Here is a 24224-nt window from a genome sequence, read left to right as displayed (position 1 = left end):
TGTCGTCGTGGGTCCTGTCACGATGCCGGTCGCCGGTCGAGCCTCGCCGGAGGCCCGCGGACGGAGTCAGCGGGCGGGGCCGGCGGGCGGGGTCAGCGGGCCATGGCGTTGCGGAAGCGGTGGATCGCCAGCGAGGCGAACACCGCCAGCAGCACCGCCGACCAGGCGAAGGTGGCAAGGACGGGGTGTTGCAGCGGCCAGGCGGGGGCGCCGCCCTGCGGCATCACGCTCGGGTTGCCGAACAGCGTGCGCGCGCCGGCCGCGGCGGCGCTGATCGGGTTCCACTCGGCGATGGGGCGCACGAGCGCGGGCATGCCCTCGGTCGGCACGAAGGTGTTGGCGACGAAGGTCAGCGGCAGCAGCACGGCCATGGTCACGCCGGTCGCGGCCTCGGGCCCGCGGGTGACCAGGCCGACGTAGGTCGCCACCCAGCTCACCGCGTAGGCCAGCACGAGCAGCATGGCGAACCCGGCGGCGGCCGAGCCGAGGTCGGTGTGCACCCGCCAGCCGACGATGAGCCCGCACAGCGCCATGATGACCAGGCTGATGGCGCTTTCGAACAGGTCGGACACCGTGCGGCCGAGCAGCACCGCCGACCGCGCCATCGGCAGCGACAGGAACCGGTCGTTGATGCCGCGGGTCATGTCCAGCGAGACGTTCACCGCCGTGCCGCCGGCGGTGAAGAAGATGGACTGCACGAAGATGCCGGGCACCAGGTACTCGCGGTAGTCGCCCCCGCTGATGTGGATGGCGCCCGCGAAGACGTAGGCGAACAGCAGCACCAGCATGATGGGCTGCAGGGTGACGTCGATCAGTTGCTCGGGCACCTGCCTGATGTGGCTGAGGTTGCGCCGGGTGATGGTCAGCGAGTCGGCCACCGTCCAGCGCAGGCGCGAGCGCCAGCCGCGCGGGGGCAGCGGCAGGACCAGAGTGCCGGGGATGCTCATCGTGCCGCTCCCTGCGAGGTCAGTTCGTCGGTGGTGGGGGTGTCGCCCGACCGGTCGGCGAGCCGCCCGGTCAGGCGCAGGAAGACGTCGTCGAGGGTGGGGCGCCGCAGGGAGATGTCGTCGATGCCGACCGAGCGGGCGTCCAGCTCGCGGACCGCCTCGACCAGGGCCGCGGGCCCGCCGGTCACCGGGACGGTGATGCGCCGCAGGTGGCGCTCGACCCGGGGGCGCGCCGAGGCCAGGCGGGCCAGGGCGGCGCGGGCGGTCTCGACCTCGTCGTCGCGGCGGACGACGACGTCCACGTGCTCGCCTCCGGTGGCGGCCTTCAGCTCGGCCGGCGAGCCGGTGGCCAGCACCTTGCCCGCGTCGATGACGACGATCTGGTCGGCCAGGCGGTCGGCCTCCTCCAGGTACTGGGTGGTGAGCAGGACCGTCGTGCCGGCCTCGACCAGCTCGGCGATCAGCGTCCACATGCCCGCGCGGCTGCGCGGGTCGAGGCCGGTGGTGGGCTCGTCCAGGAACAGGATGGGCGGCTCGACGGTGAGGCTGGCCGCCAGGTCCAGGCGGCGGCGCATGCCTCCGGAGTAGGTCTTGGCCAGCCGCTCGGCCGCGTCGGTGAGGGCGAAGCGGTGCAGCAGCTCGTCGGCGCGCCGCTGGGCCTCCTTGCGGGGCAGGTGGCACAGGCGGCCGATCATCTCCAGGTTGGCCCGGCCGGTGAGCAGCTCGTCCACCGCGGCGTACTGGCCGGCGAGCCCGACGCGGTAGCGCACGAGCTCGGCCTGCTTGACGGTGTCGTAGCCCGCCACCCGCGCGGTGCCCCCGTCGGGGCGGAGCAGGGTGGTGAGGATGCGGATCACGGTCGTCTTGCCCGCGCCGTTCGGCCCGAGCAGGCCGCAGATGGTGCCGGGCTTTATGGCCAGATCGACGCCGTCGAGCGCGATGGTCTTCTTGTATCGCTTGCGCAGGCCCTCCGCCTCGATCACGGGAGCCTCTGTGTCCGCCATCGCCTGCCTCCTCTCCGCCATTGTCATGCGTACTTAGTACGCTTTATGATACGAGCGTACGCCCCAGGGTGCGGTGTACGCAACCCGGATAATGGACGGTGGGGGAACTCGCCGGAGCCGCAGGGCGTCCGGGCACGTGAAGGGAGATGCGCATGGGCGAGCGACAAGGCGGGGGGCCCGCGCCGCGCGCGGGGCTGGTGTGGTCGCGCCTCGGGCGTTCCGGCTCGGCCCGCCGCCCGGCGCTGACCAGGGAGCAGATCGTGGCCGCGGCGATCGAGATCGCGGACGCCGAGGGGCTGGGCGCGCTGTCGATGCGCGCCATCGCCGTGCGGCTCGGCGCGGGCACCATGTCGCTCTACCGGCACATCCCCGACAAGGACGACCTGCTCGACCTGATGGTCGACGAGGTCTACGGCATGATCGAGCTGCCCGAGAGGTCGGCGGGAGACTGGCGCGCGGCGCTGGTGCTCATCGCCACCCAGACCCGCGCGGTGCTGCGCAGCCACCCGTGGTTCGTCGCGGCCGCCTCCTCGCGGGCGCCGCTCGGCCCGAACGCGCTGCGCCACCTGGAGTACACCCTGGCCGCCCTGGACGGGCACGGGCTGCGCCTGCCCGAGATGGCGCGCATGGTCGGCGCCACGACCAGCTACGTCACCGGCTTCGTCCTGCAGGAACTGGCCGGCGAGGAGGCCAAACGGCGCAACGGGATGACCGAGGAGCAGTGGGCGGCCACCGTGCAGCCCTACATCGAGGAGGTGGTGGCCGGCGGCGGCTACCCCACCTTCAGCCGCCTCATCGAGCAGGAGGGCGAGGAGAGCGATCCCGACCTCGACTTCGCCTACGGGCTCGACTGCCTGCTCGACGGCTTCCTGCCCCGGCTGAACGGCGCCGCCGCCCGCCCTTCCTGACCACCTCGCCGGCGCCCGGGGACGGCGAAGGGCCCGCGCCGCCCTCTGCGGGGACGCGGGCCCTGGTCCGCGTCTAACGGCGGGTGAGCCGGAGCACGTCCCAGTGGGTGGGCGGGTCGGGCAGGGTGAGGGTGTCGCTGATCTGGAAGCCGGCGCCCTCGATCAGCGCCGTCCACTCCGCCAGCGTGCGGATCTTGCCGCCCGACTGGGCGAGCATGTTGAAGCTGCCCAGGTACAGGCCGATGAGGAAGTCCTTGTTGCCGTAGGCGTCCGCCGGCATGATCCAGTCGATGAGCAGCACCTCGGTGCCCGGCGTGGTCGCCCGGTGCAGGTTGGCCAGGATGCGCGCGACGTGCTCGTCGTCCCAGTCGCACAGCACCGTCTTGATCGTGTAGAGGTCGCCGCCGGAGGGCAGCTCGGAGTGGAAGTCGCCCGCCACGAACTCGGCGCGGTCGGCCAGGCCCTGCTCCTCCATGTACTTGCGTGCCCCGGCCACCGTCTCGGGCATGTCGAACACCACCCCCGTGGTGTGCGGCGCGGCCTCCAAGATGCGGCTGAGCAGCATGCCGTGGCCGCCGCCGATGTCGATGATCTTCCGGTAGGGGCCGAAGTCGAAGGTGGTGGCCAGCGCCTCGGCGCAGCCGTGGGTCATCAGCGCCATCATCTCGCCGAACCGGGCGCCCTCGACCGCGTTGGCGGCGTAGTAGTCGTAGAAGTCCAGGCCGAAGGCCGACTTGGCGACCGGCTGCCCGGTCATCACCACCTCGGTGAAGTACTCGCCCATCCGGTACATGCCCGGGCCGGCCGCGCCGAGCGCCACCTTGGAGATCGCCGAGCCGGCGTGGGTGTCGGTCCGCAGGAACTCCCCGAGCGGCGCGAGCGCGAACCGCTCGGGCTCGGGCTCCTCCAGCAGGCCGATCGCGGTGCACGCCTTGAGGAAGCGGCTCAGCGCGTCGAGATGGCCGCCGATCTCCTCGTTGAGCTCACCCGCGGTGCGCGGGCCCCCGGCGAGCCGGTCGGCGATGTTCAGCTCCACGGCGCTGCGCACGAGCTGCGCCCGGGAGTAGTTCATGATCATGTCGATGAGCTTCTCGGCTGTCGCCTGGTCTGCGGTCATGCCGCGTCCTCCTTGAAGGGCCATGGATTCGCCTTCGGTCTCTGCTGCCGCATGGTGCGGCGCCGCTCTCGAGCCCTCCTGGAGGTAGAGCCGAGGACCGGACGGGAGCGCGGGCTCGAGCGGGAGTCGAACCCCGCCCGAACGGACCTCCGGATGCTCGACCGAGACCGTTGAGCGCGAGGAGTGAGCCGGTGGAGATCGTCGGGCGCGGGTTCGTCGCGCGAAATCTGGAGCCGATCGCCGGCTCGCACCCCGGGACCGTGGTGTTCGCGGCGGGGGTGTCCAGCGGATCGAACGCCTCGATGGAGGACTTCGCGCGCGAGGCGACCATGCTGTACGAGGTCGTCGAGCGCTGCCGCGCCCGCGGGCGCCGGCTGGTCTACCTGTCGACGGCGTCCAAGGGCATGTACGGCACCCACGGCCCGCCGGGCCGTGAGCGGGGCCCGGTCTTCCCCAGCACGCCGTACGCGCGGCACAAGCTGGCGATGGAGGCCGTACTGCGCGACTCGGGGCTGGACCACCTGGTCCTGCGGCTGACGCACCTGGTCGGCCCGCACCAGAGGCCGCACCAGTTCCCGCCGGCGCTCGTGCGGCAGATCCTGTCCGGCACCGTGTACATCCACCGCGGAGTGTGCCGGGACCTCATCGACATCGCCGACGTGGTGATGTGCCTGGACCGGCTGCTCGCCCTCGGCGTGCGGCGGGAGGTCGTCAACGTCGGCTCGGGCGTGGCGATCCCCGTGCAGACCGTCGTCGCCCACCTGGAGGAACGGCTCGGCGTGGTCGCCGACAAGCGTCTGGTCGAGGTGCGCGACGAGGGAAGGCACGACATCTCCATCGCCAAGCTCACCGAGCTGGTGCCCGAGGTGAAGCTGTGCGGATTCGGCCCCGGCTACTACGCCGGGGTGTTCGAGAAGTACCTGCCGGGCTATGTCGCCGAGGCACGGCGCGGCACGGCGGACGCCCGGGCCGGGGCCCGGTGAGCCGACCTTACGCGGAGGGAGCCCCCATGACAGACCAAGCGCCGAGGACCGCACTGGTGACCGGAGCCACCAGCGGGATCGGGCTGTGCGTGGCGCGGGCGCTCGCGCGCTCGGGCATCCGGGTGTACATCTGCGCCCGCACCGCCGCCGACGTGGCCGCCACCGTCAAGGACCTGGCGGAGGAGGGCCTGGAGGTGGACGGCACGAGCTGCGACGTGCGGTCCGCGCAGGAGGTGCGGGCCCTGGTCGCCGCCGCGACCGACCGGTACGGGCCGGTCGACATCCTGGTCAACGCGGCCGGGCGCAGCGGCGGCGGGGTCACCGCGGAGATCCCCGACGAGCTGTGGCACAGCGTCATCGACACCAACCTCACCGGGGTCTTCCTGGTCACCCGGGAGGTCCTGTCCGCCGGCGGCCTGGCCGGCCGGTCCTTCGGGCGCATCGTCAACATCGCCTCCACCGGCGGCAAGCAGGGCGTCGTGCTCGGCGCGCCGTACTCGGCCTCCAAGCACGGCGTCGTCGGCTTCAGCAAGGCCCTGGGCCTGGAGCTGGCCCCGACCGGCGTCACCGTCAACGCGGTGTGCCCCGGGTACGTCGAGACGCCGATGGCCGAGCGGGTCCGGCAGGGGTACGCCGCCCACTGGGGGATCTCCGAGGAAGAGGTGCTGCGCCGCTTCGAGGCCAAGATCCCGCTGGGCCGCTACACGACCCCCGAGGAGGTGGCGGCGATGGTGTCCTACCTGGTCAGCGACGCGGCGGCCCCGGTCACGGCCCAGGCGATCAACATCTGTGGCGGGCTCGGCAACTACTGAGGCGCGGAAAGGGCGAGCAGCTGTGGAGACCACGTACGTCACCGAACACACCGTCACGATCGCGGCGCCCGCGGACGCCGTCTACGGGCTGATCGCCGACGTCGGCGCCTGGCCCCTGCACTTCGGGCCGACGATCCACGCCGAGCGGGCCGAGGGCGACGACACCGAGGAGCTGATCAGGATCTGGGCGACCGCCAACGGAGAGGTGCGGAGCTGGACCTCCGCCCGGTCCCTGCGCCGCGAGGAGCGCCGGGTGGCCTTCCGCCAGCGTGACCCGCGCCCGCCGGCCGCGTCCATGGGCGGCGAGTGGGTGATCCGCCCCCTGCCCGGCGGGCGGACCGAGGTCGTGCTCAAGCACGACTTCGCGGCCGTCGGCGACGACCCCGAGAAGGTCGAGTGGATCCGGCGCGCGGTCGACCGCAACAGCGACAAGGAGCTGGCCGGGTTGAAGGAGTCGGCCGAACGCAGCCTGGCCTTCGGCGAGCTGATGCTGTCGTTCGACGACACCGTGCTCATCGACGGCCCGGCGAAGGACGCCTACGACTACATCTACCGGTGCCAGGACTGGCCGGACCGGCTGCCGCACGTGGCGCGCGTCGAGCTGACCGAACAGGTGCCGGGCCTGCAGGTCATGGAGATGGACACCAGGTCCCCCGACGGGTCGACGCACACCACCTCGTCGGTGCGGGTGTGCACGCCCTGCTCGCGCATCGTCTACAAGCAGGTCGTCGTGCCCGCGATCATGACGGCGCACACCGGGTGCTGGTCGTTCCGCGAGAGCGGCGAGGGCGTCGAGGTGACCTCCTCCCACACGGTGGTGATCCGCCCCGAGGCGGTCAAGGAGCTCCTCGGCCCGGACGCCACCCTCGCCGAGGCCCGCACGCGGGTGCGGCAGGCGCTGAGCGCGAACAGCACCACGACGCTGCGGCACGCGAAGTCCTTCGTCGAGTCCCGGACGGGCGCGGGGGCGCGCGGTGAGTGACCCGCTCACCGCGCCCGACCCCTCCGTGCGGCTCGACGGGAGGGTCGCGCTCGTCACCGGGGCCACCCGCGGCCTCGGGCTGGCCATCGCGCGCAAGCTCTGCGCCTCCGGCTGCGATGTGATCCTCAACTACGCCCACTCCGACAAGGACGCCGACGAGGCGCTGCGCGGCCTGGCCGGGCTGCGCGGCACCGCGCTGACCATGCGGGCCGACATGACGGCCCGCGACGCGGTGGCCCGCCTGCTCGGCGCGATCCGCCGCCGCTTCGGCCGGCTGGACGTGTTCGTGCACAACGCGGCGTCCTGGCGTCCCATGCCGGCCATCCGGCCCGACGTCGCGGCGCTGCACGGGGACGTCGCCGCCGCCCTGAATCCGCTGCTGTTCGCGGCACCGGCCTTCGAGGGGCTGATGGGCGACGACGGGCGGGTCATCGCCGTGTCCAGCGTCGGCGCGCACAGCGTGATCCCCATGTACGTCAGCCTCGGTGTGGCCAAGGCCGCGCTGGAGAGCCTGGTGCGCTATCTGGCGGTGGAGCTCGGCCCGCACGGCGTCACCGTGAACGGCGTCTCCACCACCAAGCTGGACAAGGGGCCCGACACGCCGAACCCCGAGGCGATCCGCTTCCTGGCGCGGCGCACGCCCGCCGGGCGGCTGACCACGCCGGAGGACGTCGCCGCGGTCGTCGCCCTGCTCAGCACGGGCGAGGCCGCCTGGATCAACGGCCAGGTGATCAACGTGGACGGCGGCCTGGGGCTGCTTTCGTGACCGGGGCCGGGCCGGGCGGCCCCGCCGCGGTGACAGGAACGAGGACGGCGATGACGGACACCGGCCGACACACCGCGGCGGACACCACGGAGGACACCAGGCGGGACATCACGGCGGACACCACGGCCGACACCAGGCGGGACACCACGGCGGACACCAGGGTGGACGCCGATCAGGACGTCGGGAAGGACGCCGGGAAGAGTCCCGAGAGGCAGATCGAGACCGACTTCTGCGTGGTCGGCGGCGGTCCCGCCGGTCTGACGCTGGCGCTGGTCCTGCTGCGCTCGGGCGCGCGGGTCACGCTCGTCGAGCGGGCGTCGTCCTTCGACCGCGAGTACCGCGGCGAGATCCTGCAACCCGGCGGGACGGCGCTGCTGGACTCCCTCGGCGTGCTCGCCGGGGCCCGCGAGCGCGGCAGCCACGAGCACGACAGGTTCCAGCTCGTGGACCGGGGCAGGGTGCTGCTGGACGGCGACTACCGCCGGCTGCCCGGGCCGCACAACCACCTGCTCGCCATCCCGCAGCCCCACCTGCTCCAGGAGCTGCTGGAGCACTGCCTGCGCCACGACCGCTTCACCTACCTCGGCGGGACCCGGGTCACCGGACTGCTGGAGGAGGACGGCGCGGTGAGGGGCGCGCTGTGCGAGGGACGGGGCGGCCGGCACGCGATCGTCGCGCACTGCGTGGTCGGCGCGGACGGCAGGTACTCCAAGGTGCGCCGCCTGGCCGGCATCGGCTACACCCGCCTGGACGTCTTCGACCAGGACGTGCTGTGGTTCAAGCTGCCCGCCGCCGGGGCGCCGCCCCGCGTGGTCAGGGTGTTCCTGGACGGCGGCAACCCGGTGCTCACCTACGCCTCGGTGCCCGACGGCGTGCAGGTCGGCTGGACGCTCCCACACAAGGGCTACGCCGCTCTGGCCGCCGAGGGCGTGGACCACGTCAAGCGGCAGATCTGCGCGGCGATCCCCGAGTACGCCGACCTGGTGCGCGAGCGCATCGGCGCGCTCACCGACCTGACCCTGCTGGACGTGTTCGCCGGCGGCGCCGACCAGTGGGTGCGGGACGGGCTGGTGCTGATCGGCGACAGCGCGCACACCCACGGGCCGATCGGCGCCCAGGGCATCAACCTGGCCATCCAGGACGCGGTGGCGGTCCATCCGATCCTGCTGGCCTCCCTGCGGTCCCACGACGCCCGGGCGTCGTTCCTCGGCGCCTTCACCCTCAGGCGCAGGCCCAGCGTGGACAGCATGACCAGGATCCAGCGCGCGCAGAGCAGGGTCATGCTCTCCACCGGCGGGTTCGCCTCGATGGTGCGGCCGGCGCTGGCGCGGGTCGTGTCGCGCTCCCCCGTCTACCGCTCGATGCTCAAGAAGATCGCCTACGGCGACCCGGGCCTGCGCGTCTCGGCGGAGCTGTTCATCCCCGGCGCCGTCTCACCCGCCTCACCCGCCTGACCCGCCCGTCCGACCGACCAGGCCCCGGCCCACCCGGCCGGGGCCTTCCGCCGTCTCCTAGGACTCTTCCCGGTCGGCGGGTTCCTCCCGCTCGGCGGGCCTCTTGCCGGTCGGCGGGTCCCTTCCGGCCGGCGGGGCTCCTCCCGGGTGCAGGGCTCTTTCCTGGGGGGACGTCCGGCCGTTTCCGGACATGGGTGAGGGGGCGGGCACGATCGGCTCGCCCGCCCCCTCGCCTCCGTCCCGCGCCGCGCGGGTCAGGCGCCCGGCACGGTGCTCTCGATCATGTGCAGGTACGGGCCGACCCGGCGCAGGCCGGTGACCTCCAGCCCGGCCTGGCCGATCAGCCCGACCAGCCCGTCCTTGGTGTGCCTGCGCCCGCCGACGTTCAGCAGCAGCAACAGGTCCATGGCGGTGGCGAACTTCATCTCAGGGCTGCCGTCGACCAGGTTCTCGATGACGACGACCTTGGCGCCGGGACGCGCGGCGGCCCTGACGTTGCGCAGGGCGCGCAGCGTGCTCTCGTCCTCCCACTCCAGGATGTTCTTCAGCACGTACACGTCGGCCCCGGGAGTGACCGACTCGCGGCAGTCGCCGGGCACCAGCCGGGCGCGCCCGGCCAGGGTCCCGCCCTCCGCCAGCCGCGGGTCGGGGTTCAGCAGCACCTTGGGCAGGTCGAACAGCACCCCCCGCACCGTGGGGTGGCGCTCCAGGAGTGTGGCCAGCAGGTAGCCCTGGCCGCCGGCGATGTCGGCGACCACGCCCGCCCCGTCGAGGTCCAGCATCTCGGCCACCATGCGCGCGGACATGACGCTCGACTGGGTCATGGCCCGGTCGAACACCTGCGCCGAGTCCGGGGCGTCCTCGTGCAGGTGGGTGAAGAAGTCCTTGCCGTAGACCTCGCCGAACACCTCGCCGCCCCGGCGCACGGCCTCGGCGAGCCGGCCCCACAGCGCCCACGTCCAGGGCTCGGTGGCCCACAGCACCATGTAGAGCATGCTGCGCGGCGCGTCGGCCCGCAGCAGCCGCGACATCTCGGTGTGGGTGTAGCGTCCCTGCCCGTCCTCGGCGAAGACGCCGTGCACGGCCAGCGCGCGCAGCAGGCGGGCGAGGGCCTCAGGGTCGGCGTCCACCTCCAGGGCCAGTTCGGTGACCGTGGCGGGGGCCTCGCCGAGGGCGTCGGCGAGCCGCAGCTCGGCGGCGGCGCGCAGGATGCCCGCGTAGCCGGCGCTCAGCGCCAGCTCCCGCATGAGCATCACCGTGTGGAGCCCGGCGTCGGTGGTCATCGGCGATCAGTCCTCGACCGTCTGGTAGAGGTCGATCTCGGCCTTGGCGTGCTTGATCAGCTCCGGGAGGACCTCCTGGAACCCGCTGCCCATCACGGCCTGCTGGTGGGAGGCCATGTCCTCCCACTCGCCGGTCTCGACGAACACGTTGGGGTCCTTCAGCGAGCGGTACAGGCGGTGGCTGACGAAACCGGGGCGGCTCTTCATGTAGCCGCTGATCTTGCCGAGCAGCTGCTCGAACTCGATCGGGTCCCCCGTGACGGTGAGCTTGTTGATGATGGTGACCACGGACTTGCTCCTCTCATCGGTGCCACGGCCCTCCGGTCGCCCGGCGCCCCGGCTCTGCGGTGCCGCGCCGGCACCGGGCCCGTCCAGCAGCCGGGCGCGCAGCTCCCGGCGCTGGATCTTGCCGTTCTGCGAACGCGGGATCGTCTCGACGAGCTCGACGTGCCGCAGCCGCTGGTAGTAGGGGACCTGGTCGTCGACGAAGCGGGCCAGCTCCGCCGGGTCGGTCCCGGGGACGCAGCTGACGACCAGCGCGCAGGCCACCGCCCCGCTGAACTCGTCCGGCCGGTCGAGGACCACGCAGTCGGCGACGGCGGGGTGGCGGGCGAGCACCCGCTCGATCTCGGTGGGCGAGACGAGGAAGTTGTCGCACTTGAAGACGTCCTTGAGCCGGTCGACCACGAACAGGCGGCCCTCGGGGTCCATGCGGCCGATGTCGCCGGTGGAGAACCAGCCCTCCTGGTCCAGGTGCGCCGACGGGGGCTCGCCCAGGTACCCCAGCATGAGCTGCGGCCCGCGCACCTGGATCTCACCCTTCTCGCCCACGGGCAGCACGCGGCGGGTGTCCACGTCCACGACGCGGCACGCCGTGCCGGCCGACGGTGGCCCGCACGACCCGGCCCGGGGGTCCTCCAGCAGGTCGAAGTGGGTCTGCGGCGAGGCCTCGGCCAGGCCGTAGCCCTGCGCCACCGGGACGCCGAAGTGGGCGGCGAGCCGCGTCGTCACCGCAGGCGCCAGCGCGGAGCCGCCGGACAGGATGGCGCGCACGCCGGGGAGCCGCATCTCGGCCAGGCGCGGGTCCGCCGCGAGCCGCGTCAGCCGCATGGGCAGGCTGTAGTAGTGCGTGACGCCCTGGCGGACGGCCGCCGCGGGTGAGGCGGACACGTCCGGGTCCTCGTGCAGGATCTGCGTGCAGGCGGCGTGGACGGCGATGTTCAGGTGCATCAGGTGGAACGTGGGGAGGTAGTTGAACATCACCGAGCCGGGGGTGAGCCGGTGGGCGTGCGCGGTCTGGGCCGCGTTCACCGTGAGGTTGCGGTGGCTGAGCCGCACCGCCTTGGGCGCGCCCGTCGTGCCGCTGGTGAACAGCAGCGCCGCCACGTCCTGCCCGCCCGGCTCCGGCGCCGGGGACGGCGGAGGCGCGGCGGGGGCCCGCGCCATCAGGTCGTCCAGCACGACGGCCTCGGGGCGGGCCGGGTCGGGCCTGGTGAGCAGGACGTGCCGCAGCTCCGGCAGGCGGTCGAGCGCCGGGTCCAGCGCGGCGCGCACCTGCGGGCTCAGGACCGCCGCCACCGCGCCCGAGGTGCGCAGGATGTGCTCCAGCGCCTCGGCGCGCATCAGCGGGTTCACCGGCACGCTCACCGCCCCGGCGCGGGCGATCCCGTAGTAGCCGACGGCGAAGAGCGGGTCGAGCACCGCGGCGACCGCCACGACGTCGCCGGGGCCGACGCCCAGGCCGGCCAGCGCCGCTGCGCACCGGTCCACGCGGGCGTCGAGCTCGGCGTAGGTGATCTCGCCCCCCGTCCAGCGCAGCGCGGCGCGCGAGGGCGCCCGCGCGGCCGCCCTGCGTAGCAGGTCGTCCACCCGGGGACCCGCGATGTCGCCGGCGGCCGCGAGCGGCTCCCCCTCCGCGAGGCTGATGTCGAGCGTGCGCGACTCCGAGATGGACTCCGGGATGGACATGGTGGACGCCTCCCATGCTGCGACCGCGGTTCGGACCGGCATCCGAAACCTCGCAGCCCCTCCTCGGGCCCTCCTCGGGCCCTCCTTGAGCCCCGATCGAAGGCGCGCGGACCGCGCGCGGCGAAGCGCGGAGCAGGGGGACGAAGGGGACGGACGGGGACGCCGGCGAGCGCCAGGGGCGGCGACGGCGGGGCGGCCATGTCCGATCTCACACCCCGGCCCGCCCCCTGGAGGGGCTTCCGGTAACCCGTATTCAACATCTTAATTATTCCCTAAGACTGCGCGCCCCCGCATTGACCGGCAAATATCCCCGAACTACGTTTGACACGCGGCAGGGAGCTCCGCGCAGGACGGCCGTCAGCACGGCATTGCACCCGTCTTTGGAGGGTTCCGGTGAGATTCAATCTTTTAGGTCCGCTCGAAGTGGTCAGCGGTGGCCGGATGTGCACGCCGACATCCAGCAAGCAAAGGCAGGTTCTGGCGCTGCTGCTCATGCGCGCCAACCAGGTGGTGAGCCTGGACGCGATTATCGAGGAGCTGTGGGGGGACCACCCCCCGCACAGCGCGGTCACCACCGCCCAAACCTACATCTACCAGCTACGGAAGTCCTTCTCCCGCGAGCTCGGCGAGGCCACCTCCAACCGGATGCTCGCCACGTCGCCGCCGGGGTACATATTCAGAATCGAATTCGAGGCGACCGACTACCTGACCTTCGAGACCCTTGTCGGGCAGGCGCGTGCGCTGCGTAATGACGGCCGTACGGCGGGTGCCGCCCTTAAAACGGCGGACGCGCTCGCGCTGTGGCGCGGGGCGCCGCTTTCCAACGTCAACTACGGCCGGCTTCTGCATGGTTATGCCATTCATCTGGAAGAAAGACGTATCGCCGCCCTGCAGCTCCGAATAGAGGCGGAAATGGAATTGGGGCACCACCACGAGCTCATCGCCGAGCTGCGCGCGCTGGTGACCGCCCACCCGTTCAACGAGTGGTTCCACGCGCAGCTCGTCGTCGCGCTGAACCGGTGCGGACGCCGCAGCGAGGCGCTGCACGCCTACCAGAACGCCCGCGGCCTGCTCAGCGAGGAGCTCGGCCTGGACCCCTCCCCCGAGTTGCAGCACGCGCACGAGGACGTGCTGCGCACCGGCGCACGCGCCCTGGTCTAGTCGGCGACCACACCCGTCCACCGGGCACGGCTCTCCACCCCCGGGCCATGCTTCGCAGTGCTCGGCGCAGGGTCGACGGGTCGTGGTACGGCGATGCCGGCACACGCGCACTGGTCCAACGCGGTGACCACACCCGTCCACCGGGCACCCCTCTCCCCCCGCCATGTGCCGCAACTATCGGCTCCGAGACGGCGGGCCGTGGTACGGCGATGTCGGCGCCCACACATAGGTCCAGTGTGATGGTCACATCCGTCCACCAGGCGCCCGTCTCCACCCACGGCCACATGCCGCAGTGATCGGCGCCGCGCCGGCGGGCCGTGGCACGGCGATTCCGGCGCCCACGCACAGGTCCAGTGCGATGGTCACATCCGTCCACCAGCCGTCCGTCTCCACCCACGGCCCATGCCGTAGTGATCGGCGCCGCGCCGGCGGGCCGTGGCACGGCGATTCCGGCGCCCGCTACGGCGACCGAGGCGGAGCGCCGCCGCCCTGGTGATCCCCGCCCGTATGCGCCGTCCTCACCTCGCGCCCCTCGCCGTCTACCCGGAGTGCCTCTTCGACGAGGGTCGTCGCGTGTACCGCCTTCCGAGACGCCGACTCGTCACCCATGTGCCAGGCGGCGGGCATGGAGCGCTCGCGTGGGAGGCCCCGGCGGCGCGGACCATGAGCTCCTCGGCCGTGCCGCCAGGCCGCCGCCCCAGAACCGGGACCGGCCTCGGTCGGGGGTGCACGTGCGGATGGCGGACCGGGCGCCCGCGGTCCGCGCGGACGACCCGGCCCGTGATCTCTCCACCGGGCACAGGGCCCGGTGCCGCGCCACCGGAGGGTGCGGGCTCCGGCGGAGCGGCGGACCGCGGACCGACCAAGGCGGCGGACCGTGGGCGGGCCGGGGGTGCGGTCCCTGGGCCGGCCGGGGGTGCGGAGTGACTCACACCTTCTGCACCAGCCGGCCGTTCACCAGGTCGAGCAACTGGCGGGGGGTCGTCACCTCGCCGATCTCCTCGTCCAGCACGGCGACGCCGACCTCGTGCTCGATGCGGCTCGCCGTCTCCAGCAGGGCCAGCGAGTCGTAGCCGAGCTCCTCGAAACCACTGTCCAGGATGTCGCCGTCCAGGCCGACCGCCTCGTCCTCGCCCGCGCAGGCGCGCAGGATGCGCTTGAGGTCGTCGATGGTGAACTCGCTCATGTTCCTTCTCCTTGGATGACGGCCGCGGCCCGTGCGGGCCGCGGCGCGGCCGGGGGGCATCGCCGTACGACCATCGCGGCGTTGAAGCCGCCGTAGCCGCGGGCGATGATCAGCGCGGCGCCGACGCGCACGTGCCGGGCGCCGGTCACCAGGTCCAGGCCGTAACGCTCGTCGGGGCCGGTGACGCCGGCCGTCGGAGGGATGACCCCGTCCCTGATGGACAGCAGCGCCGCCGCCAGGTCCAGGGCCGCCCCGCCCGCGTTCAGCCGGCCGGTCATGCTCTTGGGCGCCGTCACCGGCACCCCGTTCCTGCCGAAGACCTCGGCGATCGCCTCGGCCTCCGCCAGGTCCAACTCGGGCACGCCGGCGCCGTCGGCGTAGACGACGTCGACGTCGACGGCGTCGATGCCGGCGTCGGCGAGCGCGCCGCGGAGGGCCGCGGCCAGGCGCGGCGGGCGCCCGGTGCGCGGTGCGGGGTCGAAGGTGGAGCAGTATCCGGCGACCTCGCCGTACAGGTGCGGCGCGCCCCGGCGGCGGGCGCTCTCGGCGTCCTCGACGACGAGGATCGCCCCGCCCTCCCCCGGCAGGTGACCGCGCGCGCCGGCGGCGAACGGCTGGTAGGCGGTCCGCGGGTCGTCGCCGGTGCTCAGCCGGCCGTTCGGCAACTGGGCGACCAGCCCCCACGGGCACAGCGAGGCGTCGACGGCGCCGGTCACCACCAGCGGCGTGTCCCCGCGCACCATGCGCCTGGCCTGGGCCACCGCGTCAAGGCCGCCCGCCTGCTCGGCGACGTTGATGTTCATGGGCCCGCGCAGGCCGTTCCTGATGGAGATCTGGCCCGCGTTGACGGCGTAGAACCAGGCGAACGACTGGTAGGCGCTGACGTGCCGCGGGCCGAGCCGCCACAGGTTCTGCAGCTCCTTCTGTCCGAACTCGAACCCGCCGGCCGAGGCCGCCGTGGCCACGCCCATGTCGTACTCGCCGAAGTCGCCGGGGTCGGCGGCCGCGTCCAGCAGTGCCCAGTCGGCGGCGGTCAGCGCGAGCTGCGTCATCCGGTCGGTCTGCGGGACCAGCCGCCCCGGCAGGTGGTCGCGGGCGGTGAACCCGGGCACCTCGCCCGCGAACCGCACCGGGTAGCGCGAGGCGTCGAAGCGGGTGATGGGGCCGATGCCGCTCACCCCGTCCAGCGTCCGGCTCCAGAACTCCTCCGTGCCGAGCCCGTTCGGAGCGAGCACCCCGATGCCGGTGACGACGGCGCTCATGCCGCGGTCCCCGGGCGCTGGAGCACCATCGCGCTCTGGAAGCCGCCGAAGCCGCTGCCCACGGTGAGCACGGCGTCCAACCTCTTCTCGCGGGCCGTCAGCGGGACGTAGTCCAGGTCCAGCTCGGGGTCGGGCTCGCGGAGGTTGGCGGTCGGCGGCACCACGCCGTGCTCGATGGCCAGCGCGCAGGCCGCGATCTCGATGGAGCCGATCGCGCCGAGCGAATGCCCGAGCATGGACTTGATCGAGCTGACGGGCACGTCGTAGGCGTGCGCGCCGAGGGCGGCCTTGAAGGCGGCGGTCTCGTGCCGGTCGTTCTGCTTGGTTCCGGTGCCGTGGGCGTTGACGTAGCCGACCTCCTCGGGCGCGAGCCGTGCCCGGTCCAGCGCCGCCCGGATGGCCTCGGCCATCTCCTTGCCGTCGGAGCGCAGCCCGGTCATGTGGTAGGCGTTGCTCCGGTTGGCGAACCCGGTGATCTCGGCCAGGACGCGGGCGCCGCGCCGCCGGGCGTGCTCCAGCTCCTCCAGCACCAGCACCGCGGCGCCCTCGCCGAGCACGAAGCCGTTCCTGGTGCGGTCGAAGGGCCGCATGGCGTGCTCGGGGTCGTCGTTGTGGTTCGAGGTCGCCATGATGGCGTCGAAGCAGGCCACGGTGATGGGCGATATGGGCGCGTCGGTGCCGCCGGCGAGCACGACGTCCGCCGTGCCCTCGCCGATCAGCTCGCAGCCGTGCCCCACCGCGTCCAGGCCGGAGGTGCAGCCCGCCGACACGACGGTGACCGGGCCCTCGGCCCCGGCGACCCAGGCGACCTCGGCGGCCAGCGAGCCGGGGGTGAAGTAGTCGTAAAGGTGCGGGACGGCGTAGGCGGGGTCGACCTCCCACAGCCGGCCCGCGTCGCTGACGACGGCGTACTCCCATTCGAGCTTGATGGTGCACCCGACGGCGCTGCCGAGGCTGACGCCGGTCCGCTCGGGGGCCAGGTCGCCGTCGTGCAGGCCGGCGTCGGCCAGCGCCTCCCTGGCGCAGACGACGGCGAACTGCGCGGCCCGGTCCAGGCGCCGCACCTCCTGCGCCGACAGTCCCTCGCGGACGGGGTCGAAGTCGCATTCGGCCGCGACGCGCGACCGGTAGGGGGCGGGGTCGAAGAAGCTGATCGGCCTGGTGGCCGTGGACCCCGACGTGATCCGCTCCCAGAAAGCCTTCGCCCCCGGCTCGCCTGGCGCCACCACGCCGATCCCGGTGATCGCGACCCGGCGCTTCATCGGCACCTCCGGGACACCGAGGCTCCGCACATGATCGGGCTCCTTCCGTACGGAGGACGGGCCCTTCCGGACCCGTCATGACCTTGCGGAACGCGCCTCGAGTGCCGCTCGAAGTGCGGTGGAGGGCGGCGGCTCGACCGGTTCTCGAGGGAGCGGCGTGACCATCCCGCCATGACGCTGGGAGACGACGCACGCGAGGAGCCGGCCGAGGTCCTGGTGGCCGGCGCGGGACCTGTGGGGCTGACCATGGCCCATGAGCTCGCCCGGCGGGGGGTGCGGGTGCGGCTGGTGGACGCCCGGGAGGGCCCGGCGACGACGAGCAGGGCGATCGCCACCCATCCCCGCACACTGGAGGTCTACGACCAGATGGGGATCGTCGAGGACATCCTGCCGCGCGGGCGGCGGATCACCTCCTTCACGATGTACCAGCGGGGACGCAGGCTGACCCGGCTGGAGGCGGACTACGCCGAGACGCCCACCCGCTTCCCGTTCACGATCGCGATCGACCAGGTGACCACCGAGGAGACCCTTCGCGCGGCGGCCGCCCGGCGCGGCGTGGCCGTGGAGTGGGGGGTGCGCCTGGACGGCTTCGAGCAGCACGCCGACGGAGTGCGCGCCAAGCTCGTCCGCCCGGACGGAACGGTGGAGCACGCCGAGACGCCGTGGCTGGTCGGCTGCGACGGCGGCCACAGCACCGTGCGCAAGCTCCTCGGGCTGCCGCTGCTGGGCGAGTCCAGCGAGACGTGGCTGATCGCCGACGCCCAGGTGGAGACCGACCTGCCGCGCGACAGCATCTACTGGGTGCGCTGCCCGGGCGTCACCATGATGACGGTGCCGATGATCGAACCCGGGCGCTGGCGGCTGCTGGACACCGCGGCCGTCGAGCACGACCCCGACCCGGCGGCGGTGGCGCGGCGGTTCGGATCGCTGATCACGGCCGGCGTCGGAAGCGCCTTCCACGTCGCCGAGCCGAGCTGGATCTCGGTGTTCACCTTCCAGCAGCGCATGGCGCCGCGCATGCGCGAGGGGCGGTGCCTGGTCGCCGGGGACGCCGCCCACGTGCACAGCCCCGCCTCCGGTCAGGGCATGAACACCGGCGTGCAGGAGGCGTTCAACCTGGCCTGGAAGCTCGCCATGGTCGTGCACGGGCAGGCCGGCGAGGAGCTGCTGGACAGCTACGGCGAGGAACGGGTGCCGGTGGGCCGCACGCTGCTCGCCTCGACCAAGCGGGCGACCCGGCTCATCCAGCTCAGGAATCCCGTGCTGGCCGGGCTGCTGCCGGTGGTGTTCGCCGTGCTGCGGGCCGTCCCGCGGCTGCGCGTGCGGATGCAGCGCGCCATCCTCGGCGGGGTGTCGGGGCTGGGCCTGCACTACGCAGGCGGTTCGCTCACCACCCCCTCCGACGACGCGGCCTCCGGGCCGGGGCCGCGCAGCCCCTCCGGCGGCGCGGCCTCCGGGCCGGGGCCGGGCGAGCGGGTGGCCCAGGCCGACGCCGCGCGCGCCGCCGACCCGGCGTGGCGGGAGGTGCTGGCCGAGCTGCGCGACCCCCGCTGGACGCTGCTCGCCTACACCGGCGGCCCACGGGACGCGTTCGGCGCCGTCGCGGCGGAGGCGGACGCGCGGTACGGGGCCTGGCTGTCGGTGCGCACGATGTCACCGCGCCCCGGCTCCGGCCTGCCGAACCCGTTGCCGCCCGGCCCGGGGGTGCCGGGCCTGCTGGCCCCGGTCGAGGGCCACTGGCTGCTGATCCGCCCCGACGGCTACCTGGCCGCCCGCGGCGAGGCGCTGACGGCCGACGCGCTCGCCGTCGCCCTGGCCCGGCTGCCACTGACCCCGAACGCGCTCGGCACCACACCCACCCAGGCGCCACCGGCACCAGACGCGCTGGACACCACACCCACCCAGGCGCCACCGACCCCGAACGCGCTGGACACCACACCCGCCTAGGCGCCGGACGCCGCGCCCACCCGGGCGCCACCGGCGCCGGACGCGCTGGACACCACACCCGCCTAGTGCGGTGACCGCATACGTTCACCGGGCGCGGCTCTCCACCCCCGGCCACGTGCAGCAGTGATCGGCGCCGCGTCGGCGGGTCGTGGTACGGCGATGCCGGCGCCCGCTACGGCGCCCGAGCCGGTGAACGTTCGTGGACAGCGCATCAGGCGCCGGACGCCGCACCCACCCGGGCGCCACCGGCGCCGGACGCGCTGGGGGTCACGCCCGCGGGGGGCTCCGCTCACTCCCCGGGCGCGGGGCGGCCGGGAGAGTGAGTCGCCCAGCGCGGGCGCTCGGTCACCTCGAGGACGGCGCACGACCAGGTGAATCCGGCGCCGATGCCCAGCAGCATGAGCGTGTCGCCGGGGGCCGCGGCGCCGGAGGAGAGCAGGTGGTCCAGAGCGGCGATCTGGTCGCCGGCCCCCAGGTGACCGACGCGCCTGCTCCACGGCCACGTCGTGCGTTCGACGTCCACGCCGAGCGGACGCAGCAGCGCCGCCGCGAGGCGCCGCCGCCCGAAGTGCGGCAGCAGGAACCGGTCGACGTCCGCCAGCTTCACCCCGGCCTCGTCCAACGCCGTGTCCACCGCCTCGCGCAGGCCGGCGGCGATGCGGCTCAGGCAGGCGGACAGCCCGGTACGGGCGACGAAGGCGCGCTTCCACACCTCCAGGTCCATGGGTCGCCGGACGCTGAACGGCGCGACGCCGAACGGGTCGTCGCCGCGGTGCATGCCCTCGAGCTCGGGGTCGGAGACCGTGACGATGGTCCGCAGCCGGGCCAGGCCGTGACCGCGCGCCAGCACCAGGGCGACGCCGCCGTCGGCGTACACGGTGCCCGGGTCGCTGCGCCAGCGGTCGAAACCGGGCGGGGAGAACCTGTCGGCAGCGGTGATCAGGGCCGCCGATCCGGGGCGGGCCGCGCTCAGGTACCCGGCGGCCAGGTCGATCGCCGCCATCCCGCCGTTGGACATCTGGCGGACCTCCACGGCCGGGCACCGGTTGCCGACGGCCGTCCGCTGCACGTAGGAGGCCGGCGGCCACAGGTCGTGACCCTGGTAGTACACGGCGGCGTGCAGGATCAGGCCGATGTCGGCGGGGTCGCGCCCAGAGCGGCCGAGCGCCGCGCGGGCCGCCGCCGCGGCCATCTCGGCGGGCGACTCCTCCCCGGCGACGGCGACCGACAGCGCCTCGGTGCGCCGGGCCGTGTCGGGGTCGCAGTCGCCCCGCGCCAGGGCCTCCTCCACGGTGACCAGCGGGGCCAGGGCGCTGCCGGTCGCGGCGATGTGGATGTCGCGTGGGCGCATCGGTCTCCTCGGGGCGCGTGTCGCGGGCATGTCGCCGGTATTGCGAACGGACCACGGCACGTGTGGCGAACGGACGATAAGGCCGCATGGCGAACGGGCCACGTGGTCGTGTGGCGAATGGGCCACATGGCGTATCGCGGACGGGTCACAGGACCGTGTCGCGGGTATGGCCGGGGCGGGCGGGCTCGCTTGTGGCGAGCTCACCGCCCCGGCATGTGCTGACCGACAACTCGCGTCAGACGGTTCGCTTCCTGCACCGGTCCCCCGACTGTGCGCTTTCCGCTTCGACCCCTGACAGAGCCGCACTCGAGTCGCCCGCCCTCTTCCGAGGCCGCCGATCCGCCGCCCCGCACGCCACCGGCTCCCCGCCGGCCAGACCGGGACGATGCCGCGCCTGGTCTCCTTCTCGCGCCCCGGCCGTGGCCACCGGCGCCGGTGCTCGGGTGGGCGCGCGAGCGCCCGGCCCGGCGGTAGACGCGACCAGGGGTCGAGCGCGTCTCGATGAGCGGGGCCGACCATGACCGCCGGAGCCGAGGAGGAAGGACCCCGCCATGGGAACCGCCAAGGACACCGGCACGGGTATCAGCACGGGCACGGGCACGGGCACGGGTATCCGCACCGGCACCGGGACCAGCACGGGTGTCAGCACGGGCACGGGCACGGGTGCCGGGACGAGTACCGACGCCGGGACCAGTGCCGGCAATGGGGCCGGCGCCGGGACGATTACCGGGGCCGGGGCCTCCCGCGCGGACCGGGAACGGCCGCGCGGGCCCCGTCCGGTCGCGCTGCTGTTCCCTGGGCAGGGCGCGCAGCACACGCGGATGGGGACGGGCCTGTACGACCACGACCCGGTCTTCACCGCGACGATGGACGAGATCTTCGCCGAGCTGGGACGGGAGGGCGCGCGCATCCGCGCCGACTGGCTGTCGGCCGACCCCGACGTTCCCATCGACGACGTGCTGCGCGCCCAGCCGCTGCTGTTCGCCGTGGACTACGCCCTGGGGCGCACCGTCATGAGCTGGGGCGTGCGGCCCGCCGCGCTGCTCGGGCACAGCGTGGGCGAGATGGCCGCCGCCACGCTCGCCGGGGTCTTCACTCTGAGCGACGCCGTCCGGGTGATGTGGGAGCGGCTGGTCCGGCTGAGCCGCACGCCGCCCGGCGGCATGCTCGCCGTGGCGGCGACCCCGGCGGAACTGGCGCCGCATCTGGACGGCGAGGTGGTGATCGGGGCGGTGAACGGACCCCGGCAGGTCATGCTCGCCGGGGCGGCGGCGCCTCTGGCCAGGGCCGCCGCCGAGCTGCGTGAGCGGGGCATCACCTGCAGGCCGGTGCGCGCCACCATCGGCTTCCACAGCCCGTCGGTGGCCGCGACGGCCCCGCAGGACGAGGCGGCCTTCGCCGCCCTGCCGCTGCGCGCCCCGGGCATCCCGGTCTACTCGTGCTACACCGGCGCTCCGCTCACCGAGCGGGAGGCCCGTGACCCGGGGTTCTGGGCGCGGCAGCCCTCCGCCTGCGTCGTGTTCGGCGCGGCCCTGGACGCGCTGCTGTCCGGCGGGGATCTGGTCCTGCTGGAGGCGGGCCCGTCCCAGAGCCTCACCACGCTGGCGCGGCGGCACCGCGCCGTGGGCGCGGGGAGCACGGCGCTGGCCCTGCTCCCGCCGCGGCGCGGCGAGGACGCCGCCGACCGGGAGTCCTTGGCCAGGGCCGCCGAGGCCCTGCGCGCCGAGGGAGCGGCCCCGGACCTCGCCCGGGCCTGAGCCACCGCACGCGGCTCTCCCCCATGACGGCAAAGTGACACGGCCGGGGAAGACGGGCGCCCCCAAGGCCGGCACGAGGTGAGAGCCGCCAGGCAACGAGCAAAACGGCGGCCGACGCGCTCACAGCAGGCGCCAGTCGAAGAAACCGCGCAAGCCCAGGCCGACATGAGATGAAAGCCACCGGGCGACGGGCAATCCCGCGGGCGACGCGCTCGCAGGGGGCGTCGGGGGTCAGGGGAGGCCGCGGGGGTGGAGGCCGGCGTGGTGGTAGAAGGCGTCGATCAGGCGCAGGGTGGCCGTGGCGTTGGCGGCGTCGGTGGCGACCGGCGCCCCGTCCAGGACGGCGGCGGCGAAGGCCCGGAGCTGGCCGTGGTAGGTCGGCTCGCCCCGCAGCCGCTCGTGCCAGGTGCGCCCGCCCGCCCGCACCGTGATCCGGTGGAACAGGTGCGGCATGAGGTAGCCGGTCACCCGCATCTCGCCGCGTTCCCCGGTGACCCGGACCGACATCGACGGCCGGGCGGCGCTCCACAGTGAGCAGCGGAACCGGCCGGTCGCCCCGCCGGGGAAGAGGCACTCCCCAGTCATGGCCCGGTCGGCGCCGGGGCCGCGCAGCAGGGCACGGGCGCCGGTCGCCGACGGCTCCCCGAGGCTCGCGGAGCCGACCAGGCGCAGGCAGTCGATCGCGTAACACCCGGCGATCATCGTCGCCCCGCCGCCGAGCGCGTAGTCGTAGATCAGGCCGTCGAAGCGCGGGACGGGCCAGCAGTTGGCGGTCTCCACGCGGGTGACCGTGCCGAGCGCCTCGCCCGCGAGGACGCGCATGCGCTCGGCGAGCGGGTGGTGGCGGTAGTGCATGCCCTCCATGACGACCAGACCGGTCCGGCGGGCGGCGGCGGCGACCTCGGCGGCCTGCCGGGCGTTGGCGGCCAGCGGCTTCTCGCACAGCACGTGCTTGCCGGCCTCCAGCGCGCGCAGCGTCCACTCGGCGTGCGCGGCGTTCGGCAGCGCGATGTAGACGGCGTCCACGCCCGGGTCGTCCAGCAGGGCCTGGTAGCCGGGCAGGACCCGCGGCACGCCGTGCCGGGCCGCGTAGCGGCGGGCCCGCTCGGGGTCGCGGGCCGCGACCGCCGCCACCTCGGCCCCGGGGACCGCCCGCGCCGGGCCGAACAGCGCCTCCGGCGCCACGCGGGACGCGCCGAGCACCCCTATCCGCACCACTCGCATGCCCGCACGCTAGAAGCCCGCTTTCGAGCCGACCTCGAGCCGTCCTGCACGGCCGATCGCTAGCGTGCCGGGCATGTCAATAGATGGGAAGGTCGCTCTGGTAACCGGAGCCAGCAGGGGAATCGGCGCGGCGATCGCGCGGGAGCTCGCGGCGCGCGGCGCCGCCGTGGCGGTCAACCACCGCGACTCCGCCGACGCCGCCGAGCAGGTCGTCAAGGAGATCACGGCGGCGGGCGGGCGCGCCCTGGCCGTGCGGGCCGACGTCACCGACGCCGGCGCGGTGCGTGAGATGGCCGCGCAGGTGGAGGCCGGGCTCGGTCCGGTGGACATCCTGGTGCTGAACGCGCACGGCTTCGACGAGAAGGTGCGCGCGCTGCCTCTGGAGGTGGACGTCGAGGCGCTCGCGAGCGTCGTCAGCGGGCAGATCCGGGCGACCATGCTCCCGGTGCAGGCGTTCGTGCCCGGGATGGTGGAGCGCGGCGGCGGGTCGGTGGTGTTCATCTCGGCGCTGATCGCCCGCGACCCGTGGCCGATGTCGATCACGCACGGCGCGGCGAAGGCGGCGATGGAGCTGGCCGCGAAGGTGCTGGCGCGCACCGAGGCCCGGCACGGCGTCCGGGTGAACACGGTGATCGCCGGCATCACCCGCACCCAGGCCTCCGATCAGATCCCGCAGGACAAGCTGCAGAAGCAGGCCGCGCTCATCCCTATGCAGCGCATCGGGGAACCCGAGGACGTGGCGCGCGCCGTCGCCGCGCTCGCCGGGGACGACACGGCGTACGTCACGGGGGCCTTCGTGCCCGCCTGCGGCGGCGCGCTCATCATCTGACCGCCGCGACCGCACCCACCC

20 protein-coding genes are annotated in these 24224 nt (G+C 73.8%); 10 read left to right on the top strand and 10 right to left on the bottom strand.

Annotated features, from left to right (window positions below; all coding sequences use genetic code 11):
* Nucleotides 1-92 precede the first annotated feature (92 nt).
* Nucleotides 93-947, bottom strand: coding sequence for an ABC transporter permease (locus ABZU32_RS19315; protein ID WP_354836376.1), 855 nt, complete (start codon nucleotides 945-947; stop codon nucleotides 93-95).
* The gene (locus ABZU32_RS19310) at nucleotides 944-1951 is read right to left on the bottom strand and encodes an ATP-binding cassette domain-containing protein (protein ID WP_354836378.1); all 1008 of its coding nucleotides are present in this window, start codon (nucleotides 1949-1951) and stop codon (nucleotides 944-946) included. The genes ABZU32_RS19315 and ABZU32_RS19310 overlap by 4 nt, the downstream gene beginning before the upstream one ends.
* A gap of 152 nt (nucleotides 1952-2103) precedes the next feature.
* Here ABZU32_RS19310 and ABZU32_RS19305 point away from each other — a divergent pair, with 152 nt between their 5' ends.
* On the top strand, nucleotides 2104-2859 hold the full coding sequence (locus tag ABZU32_RS19305; RefSeq protein WP_354923894.1) for a TetR/AcrR family transcriptional regulator: 756 nt from the start codon (nucleotides 2104-2106) through the stop codon (nucleotides 2857-2859).
* Nucleotides 2860-2932: 73 nt separating this feature from the next.
* Here the strand turns inward: ABZU32_RS19305 and ABZU32_RS19300 are convergent, their stop codons facing one another.
* Entirely contained in the window at nucleotides 2933-3976 is a 1044-nt protein-coding gene (locus ABZU32_RS19300) for a methyltransferase (RefSeq protein ID WP_354836382.1), read from the bottom strand.
* A gap of 191 nt (nucleotides 3977-4167) precedes the next feature.
* Here ABZU32_RS19300 and ABZU32_RS19295 point away from each other — a divergent pair, with 191 nt between their 5' ends.
* Genes ABZU32_RS19295 through ABZU32_RS19275 form a run of 5 tightly spaced genes read left to right on the top strand, consistent with a single transcriptional unit; the run spans nucleotide 4168 to nucleotide 8973 of the window.
* Nucleotides 4168-4959, top strand: coding sequence for an NAD-dependent epimerase/dehydratase family protein (locus tag ABZU32_RS19295; protein ID WP_354923892.1), 792 nt, complete (start codon nucleotides 4168-4170; stop codon nucleotides 4957-4959).
* A gap of 26 nt (nucleotides 4960-4985) precedes the next feature.
* On the top strand, nucleotides 4986-5771 hold the full coding sequence (fabG, locus tag ABZU32_RS19290; protein ID WP_354836386.1) for a 3-oxoacyl-ACP reductase FabG: 786 nt from the start codon (nucleotides 4986-4988) through the stop codon (nucleotides 5769-5771).
* A 22-nt stretch (nucleotides 5772-5793) separates the two neighbouring features.
* Nucleotides 5794-6753 carry an aromatase/cyclase gene (locus ABZU32_RS19285; RefSeq protein WP_354923890.1) on the top strand — a complete coding sequence of 320 codons (960 nt, stop codon included), beginning with the start codon at nucleotides 5794-5796 and terminating at the stop codon, nucleotides 6751-6753.
* Nucleotides 6746-7519 (top strand): SDR family oxidoreductase, encoded by a 774-nt coding sequence (locus ABZU32_RS19280; protein WP_354836390.1) that lies wholly within the window; start codon nucleotides 6746-6748, stop codon nucleotides 7517-7519. Before ABZU32_RS19285 ends, ABZU32_RS19280 begins: the two co-directional genes overlap by 8 nt.
* Before the next feature lie 50 nt (nucleotides 7520-7569).
* Nucleotides 7570-8973, top strand: a complete 1404-nt coding sequence (locus ABZU32_RS19275; RefSeq protein ID WP_354923888.1) for an FAD-dependent monooxygenase — start codon at nucleotides 7570-7572, stop codon at nucleotides 8971-8973.
* A gap of 254 nt (nucleotides 8974-9227) precedes the next feature.
* Here the strand turns inward: ABZU32_RS19275 and ABZU32_RS19270 are convergent, their stop codons facing one another.
* On the bottom strand, nucleotides 9228-10256 hold the full coding sequence (locus ABZU32_RS19270) for a methyltransferase (protein WP_354923886.1): 1029 nt from the start codon (nucleotides 10254-10256) through the stop codon (nucleotides 9228-9230).
* Between the two features lie 6 nt (nucleotides 10257-10262).
* Entirely contained in the window at nucleotides 10263-12224 is a 1962-nt protein-coding gene (locus tag ABZU32_RS19265; protein WP_354923884.1) for an AMP-binding protein, read from the bottom strand.
* Nucleotides 12225-12617: 393 nt separating this feature from the next.
* Between ABZU32_RS19265 and ABZU32_RS19260 the strand changes: the two genes are divergently transcribed.
* The gene (locus tag ABZU32_RS19260; protein ID WP_354923882.1) at nucleotides 12618-13385 is read left to right on the top strand and encodes an AfsR/SARP family transcriptional regulator; all 768 of its coding nucleotides are present in this window, start codon (nucleotides 12618-12620) and stop codon (nucleotides 13383-13385) included.
* Nucleotides 13386-14313: 928 nt separating this feature from the next.
* Here the strand turns inward: ABZU32_RS19260 and ABZU32_RS19255 are convergent.
* From ABZU32_RS19255 to ABZU32_RS19245, 3 genes are read right to left on the bottom strand one after another with little or no spacing between them, the layout of a single operon-like run.
* Nucleotides 14314-14571, bottom strand: coding sequence for an acyl carrier protein (locus tag ABZU32_RS19255; protein WP_354836400.1), 258 nt, complete (start codon nucleotides 14569-14571; stop codon nucleotides 14314-14316).
* Complete coding sequence (locus ABZU32_RS19250) at nucleotides 14568-15833, bottom strand: ketosynthase chain-length factor (protein ID WP_354923880.1); 1266 nt, start codon at nucleotides 15831-15833, stop codon at nucleotides 14568-14570. Before ABZU32_RS19250 ends, ABZU32_RS19255 begins: the two co-directional genes overlap by 4 nt.
* On the bottom strand, nucleotides 15830-17095 hold the full coding sequence (locus ABZU32_RS19245; protein ID WP_354836580.1) for a beta-ketoacyl-[acyl-carrier-protein] synthase family protein: 1266 nt from the start codon (nucleotides 17093-17095) through the stop codon (nucleotides 15830-15832). The genes ABZU32_RS19250 and ABZU32_RS19245 overlap by 4 nt, the downstream gene beginning before the upstream one ends.
* A gap of 171 nt (nucleotides 17096-17266) precedes the next feature.
* Here ABZU32_RS19245 and ABZU32_RS19240 point away from each other — a divergent pair, with 171 nt between their 5' ends.
* Entirely contained in the window at nucleotides 17267-19042 is a 1776-nt protein-coding gene (locus ABZU32_RS19240; RefSeq protein ID WP_354923878.1) for an FAD-dependent oxidoreductase, read from the top strand.
* A gap of 289 nt (nucleotides 19043-19331) precedes the next feature.
* Here ABZU32_RS19240 and ABZU32_RS19235 read toward each other — a convergent pair whose 3' ends face one another.
* Nucleotides 19332-20393, bottom strand: coding sequence for a ketoacyl-ACP synthase III family protein (locus tag ABZU32_RS19235; protein WP_354923876.1), 1062 nt, complete (start codon nucleotides 20391-20393; stop codon nucleotides 19332-19334).
* Between the two features lie 551 nt (nucleotides 20394-20944).
* On the opposite strand from ABZU32_RS19235, the gene ABZU32_RS19230 reads away from it, so the two are divergent.
* On the top strand, nucleotides 20945-22150 hold the full coding sequence (locus tag ABZU32_RS19230; RefSeq protein ID WP_354923874.1) for an acyltransferase domain-containing protein: 1206 nt from the start codon (nucleotides 20945-20947) through the stop codon (nucleotides 22148-22150).
* Nucleotides 22151-22381: 231 nt separating this feature from the next.
* Here ABZU32_RS19230 and ABZU32_RS19225 read toward each other — a convergent pair whose 3' ends face one another.
* On the bottom strand, nucleotides 22382-23374 hold the full coding sequence (locus ABZU32_RS19225) for a Gfo/Idh/MocA family oxidoreductase (protein WP_354923872.1): 993 nt from the start codon (nucleotides 23372-23374) through the stop codon (nucleotides 22382-22384).
* A 73-nt stretch (nucleotides 23375-23447) separates the two neighbouring features.
* Here ABZU32_RS19225 and ABZU32_RS19220 point away from each other — a divergent pair, with 73 nt between their 5' ends.
* The gene (locus ABZU32_RS19220; RefSeq protein ID WP_354923871.1) at nucleotides 23448-24203 is read left to right on the top strand and encodes an SDR family oxidoreductase; all 756 of its coding nucleotides are present in this window, start codon (nucleotides 23448-23450) and stop codon (nucleotides 24201-24203) included.
* Nucleotides 24204-24224: the final 21 nt, after the last annotated feature.

This window comes from Sphaerisporangium sp. NPDC005288 (assembly GCF_040607475.1).
Lineage (GTDB): Bacteria > Actinomycetota > Actinomycetes > Streptosporangiales > Streptosporangiaceae > Sphaerisporangium > Sphaerisporangium rhizosphaerae.
The sequence above is the reverse complement of the archived record's forward strand: the minus strand, read 5'-3'. Positions and strand labels throughout refer to the sequence as shown.